15 protein-coding genes and 1 pseudogene are annotated in these 17,758 nt (G+C 60.5%); 7 read left to right on the top strand and 9 right to left on the bottom strand.

Features of this window, described 5'->3' with window-relative positions; genetic code table 11:
* Window positions 1–4: 4 nt before the first annotated feature.
* The 5 genes and pseudogenes from QA644_RS28570 to QA644_RS28550 form a co-directional block, all read right to left on the bottom strand.
* Window positions 5–793 carry an iron chelate uptake ABC transporter family permease subunit gene (locus QA644_RS28570; protein WP_283072637.1) on the bottom strand — a complete coding sequence of 263 codons (789 nt, stop codon included), beginning with the start codon at window positions 791–793 and terminating at the stop codon, window positions 5–7.
* Complete coding sequence (locus QA644_RS28565; RefSeq protein WP_283072636.1) at window positions 793–1,014, bottom strand: hypothetical protein; 222 nt, start codon at window positions 1,012–1,014, stop codon at window positions 793–795. Before QA644_RS28565 ends, QA644_RS28570 begins: the two co-directional genes overlap by 1 nt.
* Window positions 983–1,651 carry an ABC transporter substrate-binding protein gene (locus QA644_RS28560; RefSeq protein ID WP_283074042.1) on the bottom strand — a complete coding sequence of 223 codons (669 nt, stop codon included), beginning with the start codon at window positions 1,649–1,651 and terminating at the stop codon, window positions 983–985. The genes QA644_RS28565 and QA644_RS28560 overlap by 32 nt, the downstream gene beginning before the upstream one ends.
* Window positions 1,651–3,744 (bottom strand): TonB-dependent siderophore receptor, encoded by a 2,094-nt coding sequence (locus tag QA644_RS28555; RefSeq protein WP_283072635.1) that lies wholly within the window; start codon window positions 3,742–3,744, stop codon window positions 1,651–1,653. Before QA644_RS28555 ends, QA644_RS28560 begins: the two co-directional genes overlap by 1 nt.
* A gap of 129 nt (window positions 3,745–3,873) precedes the next feature.
* A pseudogene (locus QA644_RS28550) lies at window positions 3,874–4,669 on the bottom strand (ATP-binding cassette domain-containing protein).
* Between the two features lie 186 nt (window positions 4,670–4,855).
* Between QA644_RS28550 and QA644_RS28545 the strand changes: the two are divergent.
* The 7 genes from QA644_RS28545 (at window position 4,856) to QA644_RS28515 (ending at window position 12,488) form a co-directional block, all read left to right on the top strand.
* Window positions 4,856–6,577: an ABC transporter ATP-binding protein gene (locus QA644_RS28545; RefSeq protein ID WP_194730959.1), complete on the top strand. Its 1,722-nt coding sequence runs from the start codon at window positions 4,856–4,858 to the stop codon at window positions 6,575–6,577.
* Window positions 6,578–6,637: 60 nt separating this feature from the next.
* Window positions 6,638–7,306, top strand: coding sequence for a GntR family transcriptional regulator (locus tag QA644_RS28540; protein WP_194730960.1), 669 nt, complete (start codon window positions 6,638–6,640; stop codon window positions 7,304–7,306).
* A gap of 161 nt (window positions 7,307–7,467) precedes the next feature.
* Window positions 7,468–8,460, top strand: a complete 993-nt coding sequence (bioB, locus tag QA644_RS28535) for a biotin synthase BioB (protein ID WP_283074041.1) — start codon at window positions 7,468–7,470, stop codon at window positions 8,458–8,460.
* Window positions 8,457–9,605 carry an 8-amino-7-oxononanoate synthase gene (locus QA644_RS28530; RefSeq protein WP_283072634.1) on the top strand — a complete coding sequence of 383 codons (1,149 nt, stop codon included), beginning with the start codon at window positions 8,457–8,459 and terminating at the stop codon, window positions 9,603–9,605. Before bioB ends, QA644_RS28530 begins: the two co-directional genes overlap by 4 nt.
* A complete protein-coding gene (gene bioD / locus QA644_RS28525) occupies window positions 9,602–10,240 on the top strand; it encodes a dethiobiotin synthase (protein ID WP_283072633.1) in 639 nt (212 codons plus the stop codon). Before QA644_RS28530 ends, bioD begins: the two co-directional genes overlap by 4 nt.
* Window positions 10,237–11,502, top strand: coding sequence for an adenosylmethionine--8-amino-7-oxononanoate transaminase (locus QA644_RS28520; protein ID WP_283072632.1), 1,266 nt, complete (start codon window positions 10,237–10,239; stop codon window positions 11,500–11,502). The genes bioD and QA644_RS28520 overlap by 4 nt, the downstream gene beginning before the upstream one ends.
* The gene (locus QA644_RS28515; RefSeq protein WP_239600465.1) at window positions 11,499–12,488 is read left to right on the top strand and encodes a beta-ketoacyl-ACP synthase III; all 990 of its coding nucleotides are present in this window, start codon (window positions 11,499–11,501) and stop codon (window positions 12,486–12,488) included. Before QA644_RS28520 ends, QA644_RS28515 begins: the two co-directional genes overlap by 4 nt.
* A gap of 37 nt (window positions 12,489–12,525) precedes the next feature.
* On the opposite strand, the gene QA644_RS28510 is transcribed toward QA644_RS28515, so the two are convergent.
* The 4 genes from QA644_RS28510 to QA644_RS28495 form a co-directional block, all read right to left on the bottom strand.
* Window positions 12,526–13,512 (bottom strand): ABC transporter permease, encoded by a 987-nt coding sequence (locus tag QA644_RS28510; RefSeq protein ID WP_074072159.1) that lies wholly within the window; start codon window positions 13,510–13,512, stop codon window positions 12,526–12,528.
* Window positions 13,509–14,489: an ABC transporter permease gene (locus tag QA644_RS28505; protein ID WP_074072158.1), complete on the bottom strand. Its 981-nt coding sequence runs from the start codon at window positions 14,487–14,489 to the stop codon at window positions 13,509–13,511. The genes QA644_RS28510 and QA644_RS28505 overlap by 4 nt, the downstream gene beginning before the upstream one ends.
* Entirely contained in the window at window positions 14,486–16,039 is a 1,554-nt protein-coding gene (locus QA644_RS28500) for a sugar ABC transporter ATP-binding protein (protein WP_283072631.1), read from the bottom strand. Before QA644_RS28500 ends, QA644_RS28505 begins: the two co-directional genes overlap by 4 nt.
* A 79-nt stretch (window positions 16,040–16,118) precedes the next feature.
* On the bottom strand, window positions 16,119–17,243 hold the full coding sequence (locus QA644_RS28495; RefSeq protein WP_194730968.1) for a sugar ABC transporter substrate-binding protein: 1,125 nt from the start codon (window positions 17,241–17,243) through the stop codon (window positions 16,119–16,121).
* Between the last annotated feature and the right edge of the window lie 515 nt (window positions 17,244–17,758).

The raw sequence follows: 17,758 nt of genomic DNA, 5'->3' as shown, positions 1-17,758 counted from the left end.
AAGCTTATGACGCCGGCTGCCGCAACGACGAATGCGCTATTGCTACTGCGATCGAAAGACCGATCAGCCTGATGGCTGCCGGCCTCATGCCAAGGCTACCGGCACTTTCATCACCCGCTTCCAGCAGCCGCAAGGGCCGCAGGAACATGAATGTAAGGACACTGCAAATAGTAACCTGCGGAAGGAGCGCTCGGATGACGGCGTCGCCGTTCTGGATCAACGATCCGCTCTGCCAGATGAAAAGCTCCTCGGTGTACTCGCGATTGATGGCCATGAGCAGGGCGCTCGCCGAGCCGCAGGTCAAACTGACGACAAGCCCTGAGACAATGACGGCGACTGGCGAAAATTGCCGGCGCTGTGCGAGCAAAAAGACGAGGAACGTCGTCAACGCACCGCCCAGAAGCGCGATGACACCGCGTCCGTTTTCGAGCGCGACGGGGGCGTAAAGCGTTGCGATGGTCAAGGCGAGCCCGGCGCCGGCATTCGTGCCGATGGTCGCTGGCTCTGCCAGCGGATTGCGAAGCAGATGCTGGATCAGGATGCCGGAGAGCCCGAGGCCCAAGCCGGCGAGGATGCTGACCGCGACACGTGGCATGAAGGCATGGCGGAAAAGCAATTCCTGCGATTTCGCATTGTCGGTATCGACAAGCGCGGACCACCAGGAGGCAGGCGGCAACAGCCGTTCGGCTCCGGCAACGGTCAGGGCCATCGCGGTGATCGCGGGAATGGCGACGAGCAGGATGAGTTTCCAAAGGCCGCTGCGTTCCGCCGATATCGGCTGATCGATTGCCATCATGCCTGCACGACGTTTTCGATCAAGTTGGCGAAACGGGCGGCAGCGGCCAACCCGCCGAAGGGCCAGACCGGCGGAATCGTTACAACATTTCCAGCTCTGACACAGGGCAGGCTGGTCCAGAGCGAACTCTGCTCAATGCGGATGCGGATATGCGCCGGGATCGGATCGAGCGAAACCAGACGGGCATTACCCGATTGCCGTAAGCGCATCGATGCCAACGGTTGAAAATCCCCAGTCCGATGTCCCTCCGGTCCACGCGTTGACCAGCCCGATGCGGTCAAACACGTCTTGAAACAGGCTGCCTCTTCCATAGACCCGCACGTGGCGGTCGTCGAACATGCTGACGATCACGATCGGACCGGCCGGGCGGGTGCGAAGAGCATCCCTGGTATCATCGATCGTGCGCATGGCTTGGCTGACATGCTCCCGCGCTTCCTCCTCCCGTCGGAGAAGAGCACCGAGTTTTACGGTTTCGGCTGCCGCCTGAGCAAGCGGCGTGCTCTTTCCGTCATAGAACGGAACGCTGAAAACCGGCGCAAAGCGCGCAAACATTGTTTCATCGATCCCGTAGCCATAGGCGCCTGCGATCAGATCGGGACGAAGCGCGCTGATCACTTCGAGGTTCGGTTCACCGCGGGCGCCGAGATCAAATGTCGACAAGGGCAGGGCGGGCGCAGCGACCCAGTCCCGATAGCCTTTGAGATCGGCAACCGCCAATGGCTGCACGCCGAGCGACATGAACATTTCGGCCGATGTCCATTCGAGGCAGACGATGCGTCGCGGCGGGGCTGCGAAGGCCGCCGGTGCAAAAGCCGATGCGGCAAGCCCGCCGAGTAATGTCCGCCGGGTAAACATTACCAACGGTATTTCACCGAGCCGACGATCTTGCGGCCCTCGCCGAAAAAGCATCCGGCCGTTTGCGAAAAGCACGAGGCCACATAGCGCTTGTCGAAGAGATTACTGACGTTCAGCTGGAACTCGTAGTCTTTCCACTGGTAATTTGCGGCAAGGTCGACAAGCGTGACGCTCGGAACCTTGAAGGAATTAGCATCGTCGCCATAGGTCGATCCGATGTAGCGGATGCCTGCCGCTAGGCCGAGACCCTCCAACGTGCCGCGCTGGACCGTGTACTTTGCCCACAACGACGCGCGATGGCGCGGCACGCCGTAGGGCGTGTTGCCGCCGGTTCCCTCGGTATCGTCCATGATCTCGGTATCGAGATAGGCATAAGCGAGCTTGATATCCCAGCCCTCATCGAGGCTTGCGACGCCTTCGAGTTCGATGCCGCGGGAGCGGATTTCTCCGGTCTGCACCGCAGTACTTCCTTGATAGCGAACTGCATTGTCTTTCGTCAGATCAAAGGCCGAAAGCGTCACGAAGCTGTTATAGCCTTCCGGCTGATACTTCACGCCGACCTCGTATTGCCGCCCGGTTTTGGGATCAAAGCTCGGATCGTCAAGCACCGGCATGAACGAGGTCGAATAGCTGGCGTAGGGCGCAAGACCGTTATCGGCCAGATAGACAAGGCCGAGGCGGCCGGTAAAGGCACTATCGGATTTGTCCGTGCGGCTTCCGTCAAACTGCTCGAGCGTTTCCGTTCGCGCCCAGTCGTGACGGAGGCCGCCCGTCAGCACGAATTTGTCGAACTTGACCTGGTCGTTCACGTAAAGGCCGAGCTGATGCTGTGTCGTCTCCGCGTCTGTGTAGACATCAAGTGCTGGCAGCGGCGAGCCGTAGACCGGATTGAAGACATCTATGGGATCGACATCGGCATAGGTTCCGCAGTCTTTGAAATGCGTATACTGATAATCCAGCCCGAAAAGCATCTTATGCGCAAGCGGACCGGTGTCGAACATTGCCTCCGCCTGATTGTCGATCGCAAAGCTTGCCAGCTGCGATCGGCCTTCGTCGGCATAGCGCATGAGTGTGCGTCCGTCGGCGTCGAGTCCGTTGCCAAAAACGCCTTCCTGTACGTTTTTCAGATAGGAAAAGCGCGCGTTCTGCCGGAAAGCCCACGTCTCGTCGATCTGGTGCTCGAACGCGTAGCCGATCGTCGCAATCGTCAGGTCATAGCGGTCAAAATCCGGTTCGCCGACAAACCTGTCGCGTGGAATTTCGCCATTGGCGTTCGGCAGGACCGTTCCGGATGCAGGCAGAAACTGGATGCCCCAGCCGGTGAAGTCCTTCTGGTATTTTGCAAAGACCGTCAGACTCGTTTCGTCGTCCGGCGCCCATTTGACGGAGGGTGCGAGGTAGACGCGATCGTCGTTGACGAAGTCCACGTGTGTGTCGCCCTTGCGGCTAAGACCCGTCAGGCGGTAGCTGAATACGCCGTCTTCGGTGATCGGACCACCAATATCGAATTGTGCTTCGTAGCGGTCGAAGCTGCCGACGCTGAGGCCCACTTCGCCGAACGCTTCGGCAGTCGGGCGTTTGCTGGAGTAATTGATGATGCCACCGGGGCTGTTCTGCCCGTAAAGTACGGAAGCCGGACCGCGCACAAGCTCGATGGCTTCGGCGCCGTAAGTCTCCAGCGACAGGAAGGAGGCGAATTCCGTTCCCTTCGAATGCAGGCCATCGACATAGAAGATTTCGTCGGAGACGTTGAAGCCGCGGATTTGCAGCCCATAGCCGCGAGTATCCGATCCATTATTCTCGCCGGCGACGCCTGCGCTGTAACGCAGGGCCGCATTCAGAGTTTCGGCACCTTGCGCGTCGATCTGGTCCGCCGTGATCACCGACACGGACTGCGGCGTTTCGATCAGCGGTTTATCGCTCTTGCCGGCAGCGCGCCCGGCTTTGGCAACGTAACCTTCCTCTTCGAATATGCCGCTGCTGTGTGCACCGCCATCCCCTTGGATGACGACAGGCTGCGGCACCGTCGCTGCCTGATCCTGCGCAAGCGCTGGTAGAAAAAAGCCTGCGCTGAGAAAGAGTGGTGCGGCCAAGCGCGGAACGAAAGGACATCGCTGCTCCCCAGGCAAAATTCGATATCGAAATGAAATGCTGGTGGCTGGGGCGCAGGGCCGTGGCTTCCGTGCCCGACACCTATTAAAGTTGCCAATAACCGTCAACTATCAGGCGGGAAGTTTCCGCCTTCGAACTTGCAATCCAGGGATTATTGGGCCACCGCCACGCCGACCGGATCGTTGCTGCATCACATCCATCCGGACATTGTAGATCTTATCGAGTTCGGCAGGTCTCATGATTTCCGCCGGTGTCCCCCGTGCGATCAAGCGCCCGGAATGCAGCGCGACGATTTCGTCGCAAAATCTCGCCGCCATGTTGACGTCGTGAAGCACGGCGATGACGCTGAGGCCCTTCTCGCGCGAAAGTGTCTGGGTGAGCGGCCAGCACTTCGAGTTGATGGCCGATGTCGAGTGCCGAGATGGGTTCGTCAAGCAGTAGGCAATCGGCATCTTGGGCTACAAGCATGGCCAGCCAAACGCGTTGGCGTTCTCCGCCCGACAGCGTATCGACAAGCCTGCGGGCCAATGAGGCGGTGCCTGTCAGTTCAAGCGCCTCGGAAACCTTGGTGCGATCCGCTTCTGCGAAGCGGCCGAGCGCACCATGCCAGGGGTGGTAGCGGCCGAGCGCGACAAGCATCCCCGGCGCTGCCGGCGTCTGCTGCGGCAGGTAGCCGAGGCGGCGGGCAAAGGCGCGGCCCGGCCATTCGCCAAGCGCCTTGCCTTCGAAGCGTATCGTGCCGGAAGAAGGCTGTTGCTGGCGGGCGAGAAGCTTCAGCAGCGTCGATTTTCCGGAACCGTTATGGCCGATCAGCCCGACCGTTTTGCCGGCTTCAAAATCCAGCGTCAGCGGGTGCAGCAGGGTACGGCCCTCGATGACGAAGCTGACGCCTTGAAGAGAGAGCATGGAAGCGGTGCCCGCGTCGGAACCTTTCGCCTTAGCGGCAGTTGCCGGTTTCTTATCAACATGCAATGTCATGCACAGCGCCCTATTGGCTCTCGTCAAAAAATATGAGAATGCGGATCATGTTTCGCATCAATGCGCGCTTATCGTCAATGCCGCCGTTTAAGCTTACTCCCTTTAAAGGTCGAAATGCTCCGCCGCTTCTTTTCCTATTACAGGCCCTATCGCGGCCTCTTCGTGCTGGATTTCAGCTGCGCGATCATCTCCGGCCTGCTCGAGCTCGGCTTTCCGATGGCTGTGAAGCTGTTCGTCGATCGGCTTCTGATCGGCCAGGACTGGCTGCTCATTTTATTGGCATCTGCCGGTCTTCTGGTGGTTTATGCGATCAACACCGGCCTGATGGCGATCGTCACCTATTGGGGCCACATGCTCGGCATCAACATCGAGACCGACATGCGCCGAGCGGCCTTCGACCATCTTCAGAAGCTTTCCTTCAGCTATTACGACAATCAGAAGACCGGACACCTGGTCGGCCGTCTAACGAAGGATCTCGAAGAGATCGGCGAGGTGGCCCATCACGGTCCCGAGGATCTTTTCATTGCGGTGATGACTTTTGCAGGCGCACTCATCTTGATGCTGACTGTCAATTGGCAGCTCGCGCTCATCACCGCCATCATCGTGCCGCTGACGGCGTGGGTGACCAGCCGTTACGGAACCCGGATGACGAGGAATTCGCGGGCGCTCTTCGGGCGCGTCGGCGATTTCAATGCCCGGATCGAAGAGAGCGTCGGCGGCGTCAGGGTCGTGCAGGCCTTCGGCAACGAGGACCATGAACGGGCTCTCTTCGAAAATGACAATCAAAGCTACCGGAAGACGAAACTCCAAGCCTACCGCATCATGGCTGCCAGCACGTCGCTGAGTTACATGAGCATGCGGCTGACGCAGATGATCGTGATGATCGCCGGCAGCTATTTCGTTCTGGCGGGCGAGCTGACGGCCGGTGGCTTCATTGGTTTCCTGCTTCTCGTCGGCGTCTTCTTCCGGCCCGTCGAGAAGATCAACTCGGTGATCGAGACCTACCCGAAAGGCATTGCCGGTTTCCGGCGGTTTACCGAACTGATCGACACAGAACCCGATATCGAGGATGCGCCCGACGCGATCGAAGTCGATCATTTGAGGGGCGAAATCGCCTATCGCGACGTGTCTTTCGCCTATAGCAGCGGAAAGCCGGCGCTTAAGCATGTCAATCTGACGATCAGGGCAGGCGAGACGGTTGCATTCGTCGGCCCCTCTGGCGCGGGAAAGACGACGATATGCTCGCTGCTGCCACGTTTTTATGAAGTCGGCGACGGCGCCATCTCAGTGGACGGCATCGACATCCGCCATATGAAACTCGCCTCGCTCAGACGTCAGATCGGTGTCGTGCAGCAGGATGTCTTTCTGTTCGCAGGAACGATTCGCGAAAACATCGCCTATGGGAGGCTGGACGCCGGCGAAGCCGATATTGTCGAGGCCGCTATGCGCGCCAAGCTTGACGGCATGATTGCGTCGCTGCCAGACGGGCTGGATACGATGATCGGCGAACGCGGCGTCAAATTGTCGGGTGGCCAAAAACAGCGCCTGGCAATTGCCCGCATGTTCCTGAAGAACCCGCCGATCCTCATCCTCGACGAGGCGACGTCGGCGCTCGACACGGAGACCGAACGTCAGATACAACAATCGCTGGCCAAGCTTGCCGAAGGCAGGACGACGCTGATTATCGCGCACCGGCTGGCAACAATACGCGACGCGGACCGGATCGTTGTCGTCGACGGCTCACGTGTCGTGGAAGAGGGTTCGCATGCCGAGTTGCTAAAGCGGCGCGGCCATTACAGGCGCCTATACGATGCCCAACTTGCCACCAGTTCTTGACCACGGCCATGAGGCGGTTGCCGTCTCGACAGTCGTGGCGAAGCGAATTATCTATAAAAAATGACCGATCACAGTGACGAGACAATTGCCGCGCGGATAAGCCGCGTACTTGCTGACCGGATCGTGACAGGACAGCTCGCACCCGGCTCCAAACTCAAGCAGGATCATATCGCCGAGGAATTCGGCTCCAGCCATGTACCAGTGCGCGAGGCACTTCGGCGGCTGGAGGCGCAGGGGCTTGCGATCAGCGAGCCGAGGCGAGGCGTCCGCGTTGCGTCATTCGATCTTGCAGAAGTGCAGGAAGTAGCGCGCATGCGCGCTGCGCTCGAAGTTCTGGCGCTTCGCCATGCTGCTCCCCACCTGACGCCGTCCATCCTCGATCATGCCGAACGCGCCACCCTTGAAGGCGACCAGGCCGTTGATGTTCGCGGCTGGGAAGCGGCAAACAGGCGCTTTCACCGGCTGGTGCTTTCGCCTTGCGGGATGCCGCGCCTCTTGGCGGCAATCGATGATCTGCACGCTGCGAGCGCGCGGTTTCTTTTTTCAACGTGGAACTCGGGCTGGATGACACCCAAGGACCGCGATCATCGAGCGATCCTCGGTTTTCTTCGCGAAGGAGAAACCGAACACGCGGCCACTGTCCTGGAGCGGCATGTCCAATGGATCGGCCGGCGGCCGGCAAGAAGCGGCGCTGCTCCCGACGCCGAGCGTTTCGCGATCGTCGGCTGAGCAGGCCGTTTACCCATCGCTGCAATCTGTCGCTGGCGGAAAATTCACCTCTGCCCTTGCCTTATGTTGCGCTGCATTATTATAGATAAAGCTGGAAGATATCTATATGGCAACGCATCCAAAAGGGAGGACCTCGTTCGATGCAGGCTGAAACGGCTGATTTGAATGGTGCATACGAGATTGCGGAGCCTCTCGCCCCTCGGCATCGGGCTGAGGAAGCAGAAATTATCTATAATTTGCCATTCAACGATCTTCTTTTTCGCGCTCACGGCGTTCATCGCGAAAACTTTGATCCGAACGCTGTCCAGATGAGCCGTCTGCTGTCCATCAAGACCGGCGGCTGCGCCGAGGACTGCGGCTATTGCAGTCAGTCAGCCCATTATCCGACCGGGCTCAAGGCCTCGAAGCTGATGGAGGTCGAGCGTGTCCTTGCTGAAGCGCGCAGGGCAAAGGAGGGCGGCGCGACCCGCTATTGCATGGGCGCGGCATGGCGCAGCCCGAAGGATCGCGACATGGATGCGATCGCTGCCATGGTTAAGGGCGTCAAGGCGCTGGGCATGGAAACCTGCATGACGCTCGGCATGCTGACGCCGGCACAGAGCGCTGCGCTCGCGCAAGCGGGGCTTGACTATTACAACCACAATATCGACACCTCCGAACGCTTCTACGGCGAGATCATAACCACGCGGACATTTGCCGACCGTTTGGAGACACTGTCGAATGTTCGTGACGCCGGCATCAAGGTCTGTGCGGGCGGCATCCTCGGGATGGGAGAGACGGCCGCCGACCGCATCGCGATGCTGGTGACGCTTGCCAATCTGGCCGTGCCTCCCGAGAGCGTGCCGATCAACATGCTGATCCCGATCCCGGGTTCGAAGCTTGCCGACGCCGAACCCGTCGATCCGATCGATTTCGTGCGAACGATCGCTCTGGCCCGCATTTTGATGCCGACCTCGCACCTGCGGCTTTCGGCGGGACGCTCCGATATGAGCGATGAGATGCAAGCCCTCTGTTTCTTCGCCGGTGCCAATTCCATCTTCGTCGGCGATACCCTTTTGACAGCCGACAATCCAGGCGAGGACGATGACAGCGCACTGTTTCGCCGCCTCGGTCTGAAGCCGATGGAACTGGACGGCGGGGAGACGGCCCCATGAGGTTTGCGGGCCTTGCCCGCTACGAGCGGACACTGGCCGGCCTTGAACGGAAGGGCCGCGCCCGGGCGCTGATCGGCCAGAGCGGTATCGATTTTACGTCGAACGACTATCTGGGGCTTGCTCAATCGGAGCGCCTTAAGAACGCGATTGCCGAAGCGATCGGGCGCGGCGTTGCGGTCGGGGCAGGGGGGTCGAGGCTGCTGCGGGGCAATCATCCCGAGCACGAAGCGCTCGAGGAGCAGGCAGCCGCATATTTCGGAACCGAAAGGGTCGTCTATTTCGGCAGCGGCTACGCGGCCAACGTCGCTGTCTTTTCGACCCTTCCGCAGCGCGAGGACATCATCATCCACGATGCCCTGATCCATGCAAGCGCGCATGAGGGGATCGCGGCGAGCAAGGCACGGGCGATGTCGGTCGCTCACAACGATGTTGCCGCCTTCGATGAGGCGATCAGGAGATGGCGCCGGTCAGGCGGCACTGGCAGGGCGTGGATTGCCGTCGAGAGCCTCTATTCCATGGACGGCGATCGCGCACCGCTTGCTCAACTTGCAAGCATTGCGAATGCGCATGACGCCTTCCTGGTCGTGGACGAAGCGCATGCAACCGGTGTCTTCGGGCCGGGGGGACGCGGTTTTTCGGCAGGTCTGGAAGCGCAAGACAACCTCATCGTCCTTCACACCTGCGGCAAGGCGCTCGGTGTTGCCGGAGCGCTGCTTTCTGCAAGCGCTGTCATTTGCGACTACCTCGTCAACCGTGCCCGCGGTTTCATCTATGCGACGGCGCCTTCGCCGTTGATGGCGGCCGCTGTTGGCGAAGCGTTGCGCGTTCTCGAGGACGAGCCGCAGCGGCGCGCGGAGCTCGACAAGCTGCGGGCTTTTGCAAACTCCGAACTTGCGGCTGCGACCGGTGCCAAAGGCAGCGGTTCCCAGATCCTGCCGGTGATGATCGGCGACAATGCGCGCGCCGTCGCAATTGCCGCGCATATGCGCGACCAAGGCTTCGACATCAGGGCAATCCGCCCGCCGACCGTGCCGGAGGGGACAGCGCGGCTGAGAATCGCAATCACGCTTAACGTGGATTCCAGCATGATTTCCAGCATGTTCGAGCAGCTTGCAGCCGTCCTGGCGGAGGAGGATCGGTCATGACGCAGGCTTGCGTCGTCACCGGGACGGATACCGGCATCGGCAAGACGTGGTTCGCCGCTGCCCTGACGCAGGCACTGGATGGCTATTACTGGAAGCCGGTGCAGGCGGGTCTTGAGGAAGAGACAGACAGCCAAGCTGTCGCACGGCTGGGCGGCATTTCTCCGGCACGGATCATCCCGGAGGCTTACAGGCTGAAGACACCAGCATCTCCGCATCTCTCCGCCAGGCTCGATCGCGTGTCGGTCGAGCCCGAGCGACTGAGCCTTCCTGAAACCGACCACCCTCTGGTCGTGGAAGGGGCCGGCGGCCTTTTGGTGCCGCTTACGGACCGGCTGTTGTTCGCGGATGTTTTTGCCCATTGGCAGGTCCCTGTCATTTTGTGCACGAGGACCACGCTTGGAACGATCAATCATACGCTGCTGTCGCTAGAGGCGCTGAAGCACCGTGCCATGCCGATCCTCGGTGTTGCTTTCATCGGTGACGAGAACGCCGAAACGCAGCGGGTCATCGCCGAGATCGGAGGCATTCGGTCGCTTGGCCGCCTGCCGTGGTTGTCTGGTCCAACGCCCAAGACACTGCAGGAGGCTTTCGCCGAAAACATCGATATTGGACGCATCAAGGCAGCCCTGGCATGACGCATTCTCGTGTATGGCATCCCTTCACCCAGCACGCGCTCGAACCGCGCATGAAGCCGATTGTTGAGACGGCAGGCGCCTACCTTATCGATGAGGACGGCAATCATGTTCTTGACGCGATCTCATCCTGGTGGGTGATCACCCACGGCCATCGGCACCCTGCCATCATGAGCGCAATTGGCGCCGCCACTGGACGCTATGACCAGCTCATCTTCGCCGAATATACGCATGCGCCGGCCGAAGAGCTGGCTGAAGGGCTGATCGCCGTTGCACCGCCCGGACTGGCCCATGTCTTTTATTCCGACAGCGGATCGACCGCAGTCGAGGTCGCACTGAAGATGGCGCTCGGTTTTTTCCATAACAAAGGCGAGCGGCGCAATCGCATCGTCGTCATGGAACATGCCTATCACGGCGATACGATCGGCACGATGTCGGCCGGTGAGCGCGGCGTGTTCAATGCTGCCTACGAACCGCTGCTCTTTGCCGTCGACCGGCTGCCTTTCCCAGAGGCCGGCCGCGAGCAGGAAACTCTCGATGCCTTCGAAAGCTACTGCCGGTCAGGCGAAGTCGCAGCTCTTCTCATCGAGCCGCTCGTCCTCGGGGCGGGCGGCATGAAGATCTATGCGCCGTGGCTTCTTGCGAGCCTCAAGGAGGTTGCCGAGCGTTGCGGGACGCTTCTCATTGCCGATGAAGTGATGACCGGTTGGGGGCGCACCGGAACGCTTTTTGGCTGTGAGCAGGCAGCGATTACCCCGGACATCCTCTGTACGTCGAAAGGCCTGACGGGAGGTGCTCTACCGCTGGCGGCAACGTTGTGCACGGCGGAAATCTTCGATGCGCACCTCTCCACTGACCGCCGCAGAACCTTCTTTCATTCGAGTTCCTACACAGCCAATCCGATCGCCTGCGCAGCAGCGGTTGCCAATCTTTCCGTCTGGCGGGATGAGCCGGTGCAGGCACGGCTTAAGGCTCTCGCGGACGTGCATCGGGCGCATCTGACCCGCTTTTCGAACGACGTGCGTTTCCGCAATGTTCGGCAAATCGGAACGATCGCGGCTCTTGATCTCGATGTCGTGGCGGGCGGATACTTGGCAGAGGTCGGGCCGAGGCTGCGCGCTTTCTTCCGCGAGCGTCACCTGCTCATCCGGCCGCTCGGCAACGTCATCTACCTGATGCCGCCCTATTGCATCACGGCCAAGGAGCTCGATCGCGCCTATGAAGCGATCGAAGAAGCCGCCTTTCACTTCAGGGTGTCGGCATGACCGCGGCGAGGGCTTCGCGGCTGGCGGGCTTCGGGCACAGCGTGCCGGCGCGACGGGTCGAAAACGGCGAGATTGAGAGGGCGCTTGGGCTGGAACCCGGCTGGATCGAACGCCGTACAGGAATTCGTGCCAGGCACTGGGCGCAAGAGGGCGACACCTTGAGCGGGCTTGCGGCCCGCGCCGGGGCCATGGCCCTTAGCGATGCCGGCGTCGACCGGGCCGAAATCGCCTTGACGCTGCTTGCAACCTCGACCCCTGACCATTTGCTGCCGCCGTCAGCGCCCCTGCTTGCCCATCGCCTCGGTCTTGCAAATTCCGGAGCGATCGATCTTGCAGGCGCCTGCTCGGGCTTTCTTTATGCTCTGACACTTGCCGACGGCTTTGTTCGAAGCCAAGCAAGACCGGTACTCGTCGTTGCCGCAAACATCTTAAGCCGGCGGATCAACCCGGCCGAGCGCGCGAGCTCGGTTCTGTTTGCCGACGCAGCTGGTGCGGTCGTGCTTTCGCCATCGGTCGAGCCCGGCACCGGTCTCCTCGGCGTCGATCTTACGTCCGATGGAAGCGGTTACGACCTGATCTCGATCGCTGCCGGCGGCAGCAACCGCCCGTTTGCGCCGGGGATGAGGGCCGAGGACTTTCTCATGACGATGCGCGACGGACGTGAGGTGTTTTCGCGTGCTGTCGAGATGATGACGGCTTCTTCGCTGCGGGCGCTCGAGCGCGCGGGCATGGTCACGTCGAATGTCAGCCGGTTCGTGCCGCACCAGGCCAATACGCGAATCTTCAGCGCCGTGGGCGAGAAACTGGGTATTTCGGACGTCAAAACCGTCAGCACAATTGCCGACTACGGCAATTCATCTGCCGCGACCATTGCCCTGTCGCTGTCGATTGCCAAGGAGAAACGGCCGTTTGCCTCGGGCGAGGCGGTGCTTCTAACGGCTGCAGGCGCCGGATTGACCGGTGGTGCCTTGGTTTTGGGATTTTGAGAGGTTTGCCAGCGGATAAATCCGGTAGGGCCGCGGGTCACCGGTTGGCAGGGCTGCGGCCGTAAAGCAGCAGCATGGCGATGATGACTACGCCGTAGATGATCTGCCGTCCTGCCTCCGGCATCTGCATGACCGAGAGGATCGATTGCAGGAGGGTGATTAAGATCACGCCGGCGACTGTGCCGAGGTAGGAGCCCCTGCCGCCGAGAATGGATGTTCCGCCGAGGACGACGGCGGCGATCGAGGGCAAAAGATAAGCATCGCCCATCGATTGGGCCGCCTTCGACGCATAGCCGGCAAGCAGGCCGCCGCCAAAGGCGCTAAGGGCACCGGAGGCGATGAAGGCGATCAGGACGATCCGGCGGGTGTTGATGCCGGATAGATAGGCCGCGCTCTCGCGGTTGCCGATGCCGTAGACGGAGCGGCCGAATGTCGTGCGCGTGAGGGCAAAGACCGTGCCGGCACCGATCACGGCCCAGATGAGCACGGCATTGGGTATGCCGGGGAGAAGAAAGCCGGTTGCCAGATAACGCATGGCAAATGTAGCCGAATCCTGTGGCGAGAAACCACCAGTATAAAGGACCATCAACCCCTGAGCGACGGCGTTGGTCGCAAGCGTGATGATCATCGAGGGAATGCGCAGATAAGCGACGCCGATCCCGTTTGCGAGGCCGATTGCCATGCCGCAGACAATTCCGAAGGGAATAGCAAGCATCTCGCCTGCAGGACCATATGCAGCCGCAGCACAAGCCATCATTCCGCCAACGGCGACCGACCAGGGAACGGAAAGATCAATCTGGCCGAGCAAGATGACGATCATCATGCCGGTGGCAATGACGCCAAGGAAGGATGCCACTTTCAACTGCTGCAGGAGATATTCGGGCGACAGGAAACTCGTCGAATAAAAACTGCCGATGATCAGCAAAAGGATGATGCAGCCGAAGGCCGTCGCGATCGCCGGATCGAGCCGCCGCACGATTTTAGGCAGAGAGCTCACCGGCTCTTCTCGCGCTGCGTTGCTCATCCGAACCACTCCAGGCGATTGCGGACGCGGAACAATCCGAAGGCTCCGAGGCTGACGGCGACGAGCAGCACCACACCCTGGAACAGAGGCTGCCACAGCGGATCGAAATCGAAGACGAAAAGCAGGTCGCCGATGGTGCGGAAGGCGAGCGCTCCGAATATCGCACCGATCGCGCTGCCCTTGCCGCCAAAAAGGGATACGCCGCCAAGGACGACCGAGGCGATCGAGAAAAGCGTGTAGGCATTGCCGCTTGCAAGGGCTGCCTCGCCTGTGAAAGTGAAGAATGTGAGAAACAGACCGCCGATCGAGGCAAGAAGGCCGGCCAGCGCATAGGCAGTAAACTTGGCGCGGCGGATCGGTAGTCCGGACATATAGGCTGCGGTCTCCGACGAGCCGGATGCATAAGCCGTCCGTCCGATGACAGACCGGCTGAACGGCACCCAAATGATGAGAACGATGGCAGCCAGGGCAACCAGGCTGGCGGGCACAGTGCCGAATATCTTTCCGGTCATGATATCTGCCAGTTCCTCATTGACCGAGCCGCCGGGAAAGGGCCGCAGCAGCAAGGCGATCCCGAAGAAGACCGCGCCCGTCGCGATGGTGGCGACAATCGGCTGCAATCTCCCATAAATGACGATCAGGCCGTTCAATGCCCCGCAGAAAAGACCGGTGGCCAGAACGGCGATCACGCCGAAGGCCGTTTCGATCGCCGTTCCAAGAACGATCCAGGAGGCCAGCGCATTGGTAAGGATGAAGATCATGCCGACGGATAGGTCGATGCCCGCCGTGATCACGACCAGCGTCTGCGCCATCGCGACAAAGGCAAGCAGAACACCCTTGTTGGCGGCGGTCTGCACGACGTTGGCCGTTAAACCGGCCGGATGGTTGGAGACATAGATGGCAAACATGACGAGGAAAATACCGGCTGCCATCAGCGTGCTGCGCCGTTCGTTCAACCGGTAACGCCATTCCTTCATGCCGCGCTCTCCGCCTTCTCGCCCTCGACATTGAGCGCGCTTGCGACCAAAGCATGCTGTGTAATGCCGTCGTCCCTCAGTTCGCGCACGATGCTGCCGTTATAAAACACGAGAACGCGATCGCAGCAGCCGATCAGTTCATCGTAATCCGTCGAATAAAAAAGAATGGCCGCGCCTGCCTCGGCAAGCCGCCGCAGCAACTGGTAAATTTCCTGTTTGGTGCCGACATCGATGCCGCGTGTGGGGTCGTTGAGCAGCACGATCCGAGGCCGGCGCATCAGCCACTTGGCAATGACGACCTTTTGCTGATTGCCGCCAGAAAGCGCGCCGACCGGAATGTCGAGGCCTGCCGTCTTGATCGCCAGCAACTGCACCATCTCGTCGATCAGCTGTTCTTCCTTTTGCCGGTCTATGACGCCACCCTTGGATACCCGGTCCAGCACCGCGAAGGAGAGATTTTCCCGAACCGTCATCGGCAGCATCAATCCTTCGGTCTTGCGGTCCTCGGGGATCAGAGCCATGCCTATATGCTTTGAGCGTGCGACTGCCGGACTGGTGAGTGCGACGGGCTTGCCATCGACAAGGACGGAGCCTCTGGTGCCGCGAAGCACGCCGAAAAGGGCAAGCAGCATTTCGCGCTGTCCTTGCCCGTCCAGACCGCCAAGGCCGACCACCTCGCCTCTGCCGACGGTAAGAGAAATGTCGCGCAGGCTGTCCCCCCAGCAGAGCTTGCGGCACTCAAGAGGGGGAGGAGCCGTATCGGTTGCCGCTCGCGCCGGCTTCGGCGGGAAGGCGCTGGAATATTCACGGCCGATCATCATTTCGACGATCTCGCTGCCGCTGCGCGTTCCGGCCGCAAAGCTCATGACATTGCGGCCATTGCGCAAAACCGTGCATTCATCGGCCAGTTCGGCGATCTCTTGCATGCGGTGTGAAATGTAAAGCAGCGCCAAGCCCTCGGATCGTAGTCGCCTCAGGACGGAAAAAACCTTGGCGACGTCAGCTGCCGTCAGCGCCGACGTTCCCTCGTCGAGAATAAGAATGCGCGGCTTCCATGCGAGCGCCTTGGCGATCTCGACCAGTTGCCGACGCGACAATGACAGATCCTTGACCAGCGCCCGCGGATGGATGTCTTCGGCGCCTGCCCGGGCCAGCATCTCCTCGGCGATCGCACGCTGGGCCCTGCGGTTGATCAGGCCGAAATGGCGCGGCGGCGCGGCGATGCAGATGTTGTCGGCAACGCTCAGGTCGGGGATGAGCGAAAGCTCCTGGAACACACAGGTGACCCCGGCAGCGGAGGCTTCGGCGGGGGACCTGAAGCTGACCGGGCGTCCGTTCAGCAACATTTGGCCTTCATCGGGCGCGACGACACCTGCCATGATCTTGATAAGGGTCGATTTTCCCGCGCCATTCTCGCCGAGAATAGCGTGAATCCGCCCGGGTTTGACGGCAAGTTCGGCATTTTCCAGTGCGTGAACGCCGCCGTAACGCTTCGAAACACCGCTCATCTGGAAGAGGGGCGTTGCCGCCGGTATTTCTGATGTGATCATAAGGTTCCTCGAAACCGGTTTTTCTGGCGCGTCGCGGGTACCCGCGACGCGCCGTTCAAGCGAGCGGCTTGGACCCGGTCTACTGGTTTTCCTTCGACTGCCCCATGATCTCCTGCGCGGTGAAGTTGATGCCGCAGGTCGGGAAGGCATTGCCGACGAAGAAGTTGTCGGATTGATCGGGATAAAAGTCCTGGCCTTCCTTGAAATTCGGGTCTTCAACAATTGCCAGCGGCAGCTTGATGGATTGCGGCACGACCTTTCCTTCAAGCGCAGCAATCGCCGTCTTGATGGCAACCGCCACCTGTGCGGGTCCCGTACCGGCCGAGGAGCATTTCAGGCCCTCGGCGGCATGCTTGGCGCAGAACTTGCGAAAGCCGTTTTCGGTCTCTCCCCCGAAAGGCACAAACGGATGTCCGGCATCGATCATCGCCTGTACGACGCCGGTATCGCCGCCCTGCGCGGTGATGCCGTCAAATTTCTTGTGCACGGCAATTGCGTCAGCGGTCGCCTTTTGTGCTGTCGGATCGTCCCATTTTCCGAGCACTTCGACGACATCCCATTTCTTGCCGGTCGCAGCAAAGGTTTCGTGAATACCGTTGTGACGATCGGTATCGACCGAGGTGCCGGCAACGCCGCGCACTTCGAGAACCTTGCCGCCGTCAGGCAGGTGCTTTGCCAGCCAGTTTGCCCACAATACGCCGAGGCCCTTCTGATCGACGTTGACGTTGATTGCGTCTTCGGTGTCAAGGATGTTGTCGAAGGCGACCAGGATGACGCCGGCCTGCTTGGCGCGCTTGATGACCGGTCCGAATGCCGTCGGGTTCTGCGCATTGACGACGATGGCGTCATAGCCTGAATCGATGAAGTTGTTGATTGCCGAAATTTGCGCAGGCACGTCCTCGCCGGTCGAAACGACCTTGAACTCCTTGAGTTTTGAGGCGACATCCGGCTGCGCGGCATAGGCTTTCGCCGTCTGGATCATCTGGATGCGCCAGGTATTGGCGATATAGCCGTTGGCGAGCGCTATGCGGTAGGGGCCGTCCTTCTTTGGAAACTTGAAGAACTTGGTTTCTGCCGCCCACGGCACGAAGCAGTCAGCTTCGGCCGCAGGCCCGCTGACGATTTCCGGCTCGGCAAGGGCCGTGGAGTGGGAAAGCGTGAATGCAGCCGCGGCCAGGATGCCGCCGACCAATGTCTTATACATCGAATCCTCCCATTGTTGCCGTGCTTGGACTGGCATCGAATGGGTGTCGGCATCATCGACGTTCCGCTGCGGATTGTTTTCTGCAGTCGGGTGCCGGTCCGGCAAGGCATGTCGATACGCTATCCAGATGACGCCAGACGGGCTCCTCTCCCCTGCGTCATGCGGGCGATGCTAGCGCTGCCAACCATGATTGTAAAGCGGCCTGGAATGACCTGCTCTGTCAGGGATTCTTGCGATTCAGAAGCATTGCATTTTTGAGCAATCGATGTCCAAACCGAGATTGATGGCGGGTCTTTCTGCTGCGGCCTTTCCGTGGCGCGGACCTTTAAACCGGCACTGGATATGCCACAACCTAGCGGCGCGGATGAAGGCCGTCTGTGCCCATGCGGCCGTTGTGGAGCCACGGCCAAGCCCTCCGCGGGGTTCGAGGCCTATTTGGAGGCATCGCGCATCAGGCAAAACGCGGTGCAGCCATATTGGTTTTCAATCTTGCCAAACACGAAGAGCTTGCAGAA

This window comes from Rhizobium sp. CC1099, assembly GCF_029714385.1.
Taxonomy (GTDB): domain Bacteria; phylum Pseudomonadota; class Alphaproteobacteria; order Rhizobiales; family Rhizobiaceae; genus Rhizobium.
The sequence above is the reverse complement of the archived record's forward strand: the minus strand, read 5'-3'. Positions and strand labels throughout refer to the sequence as shown.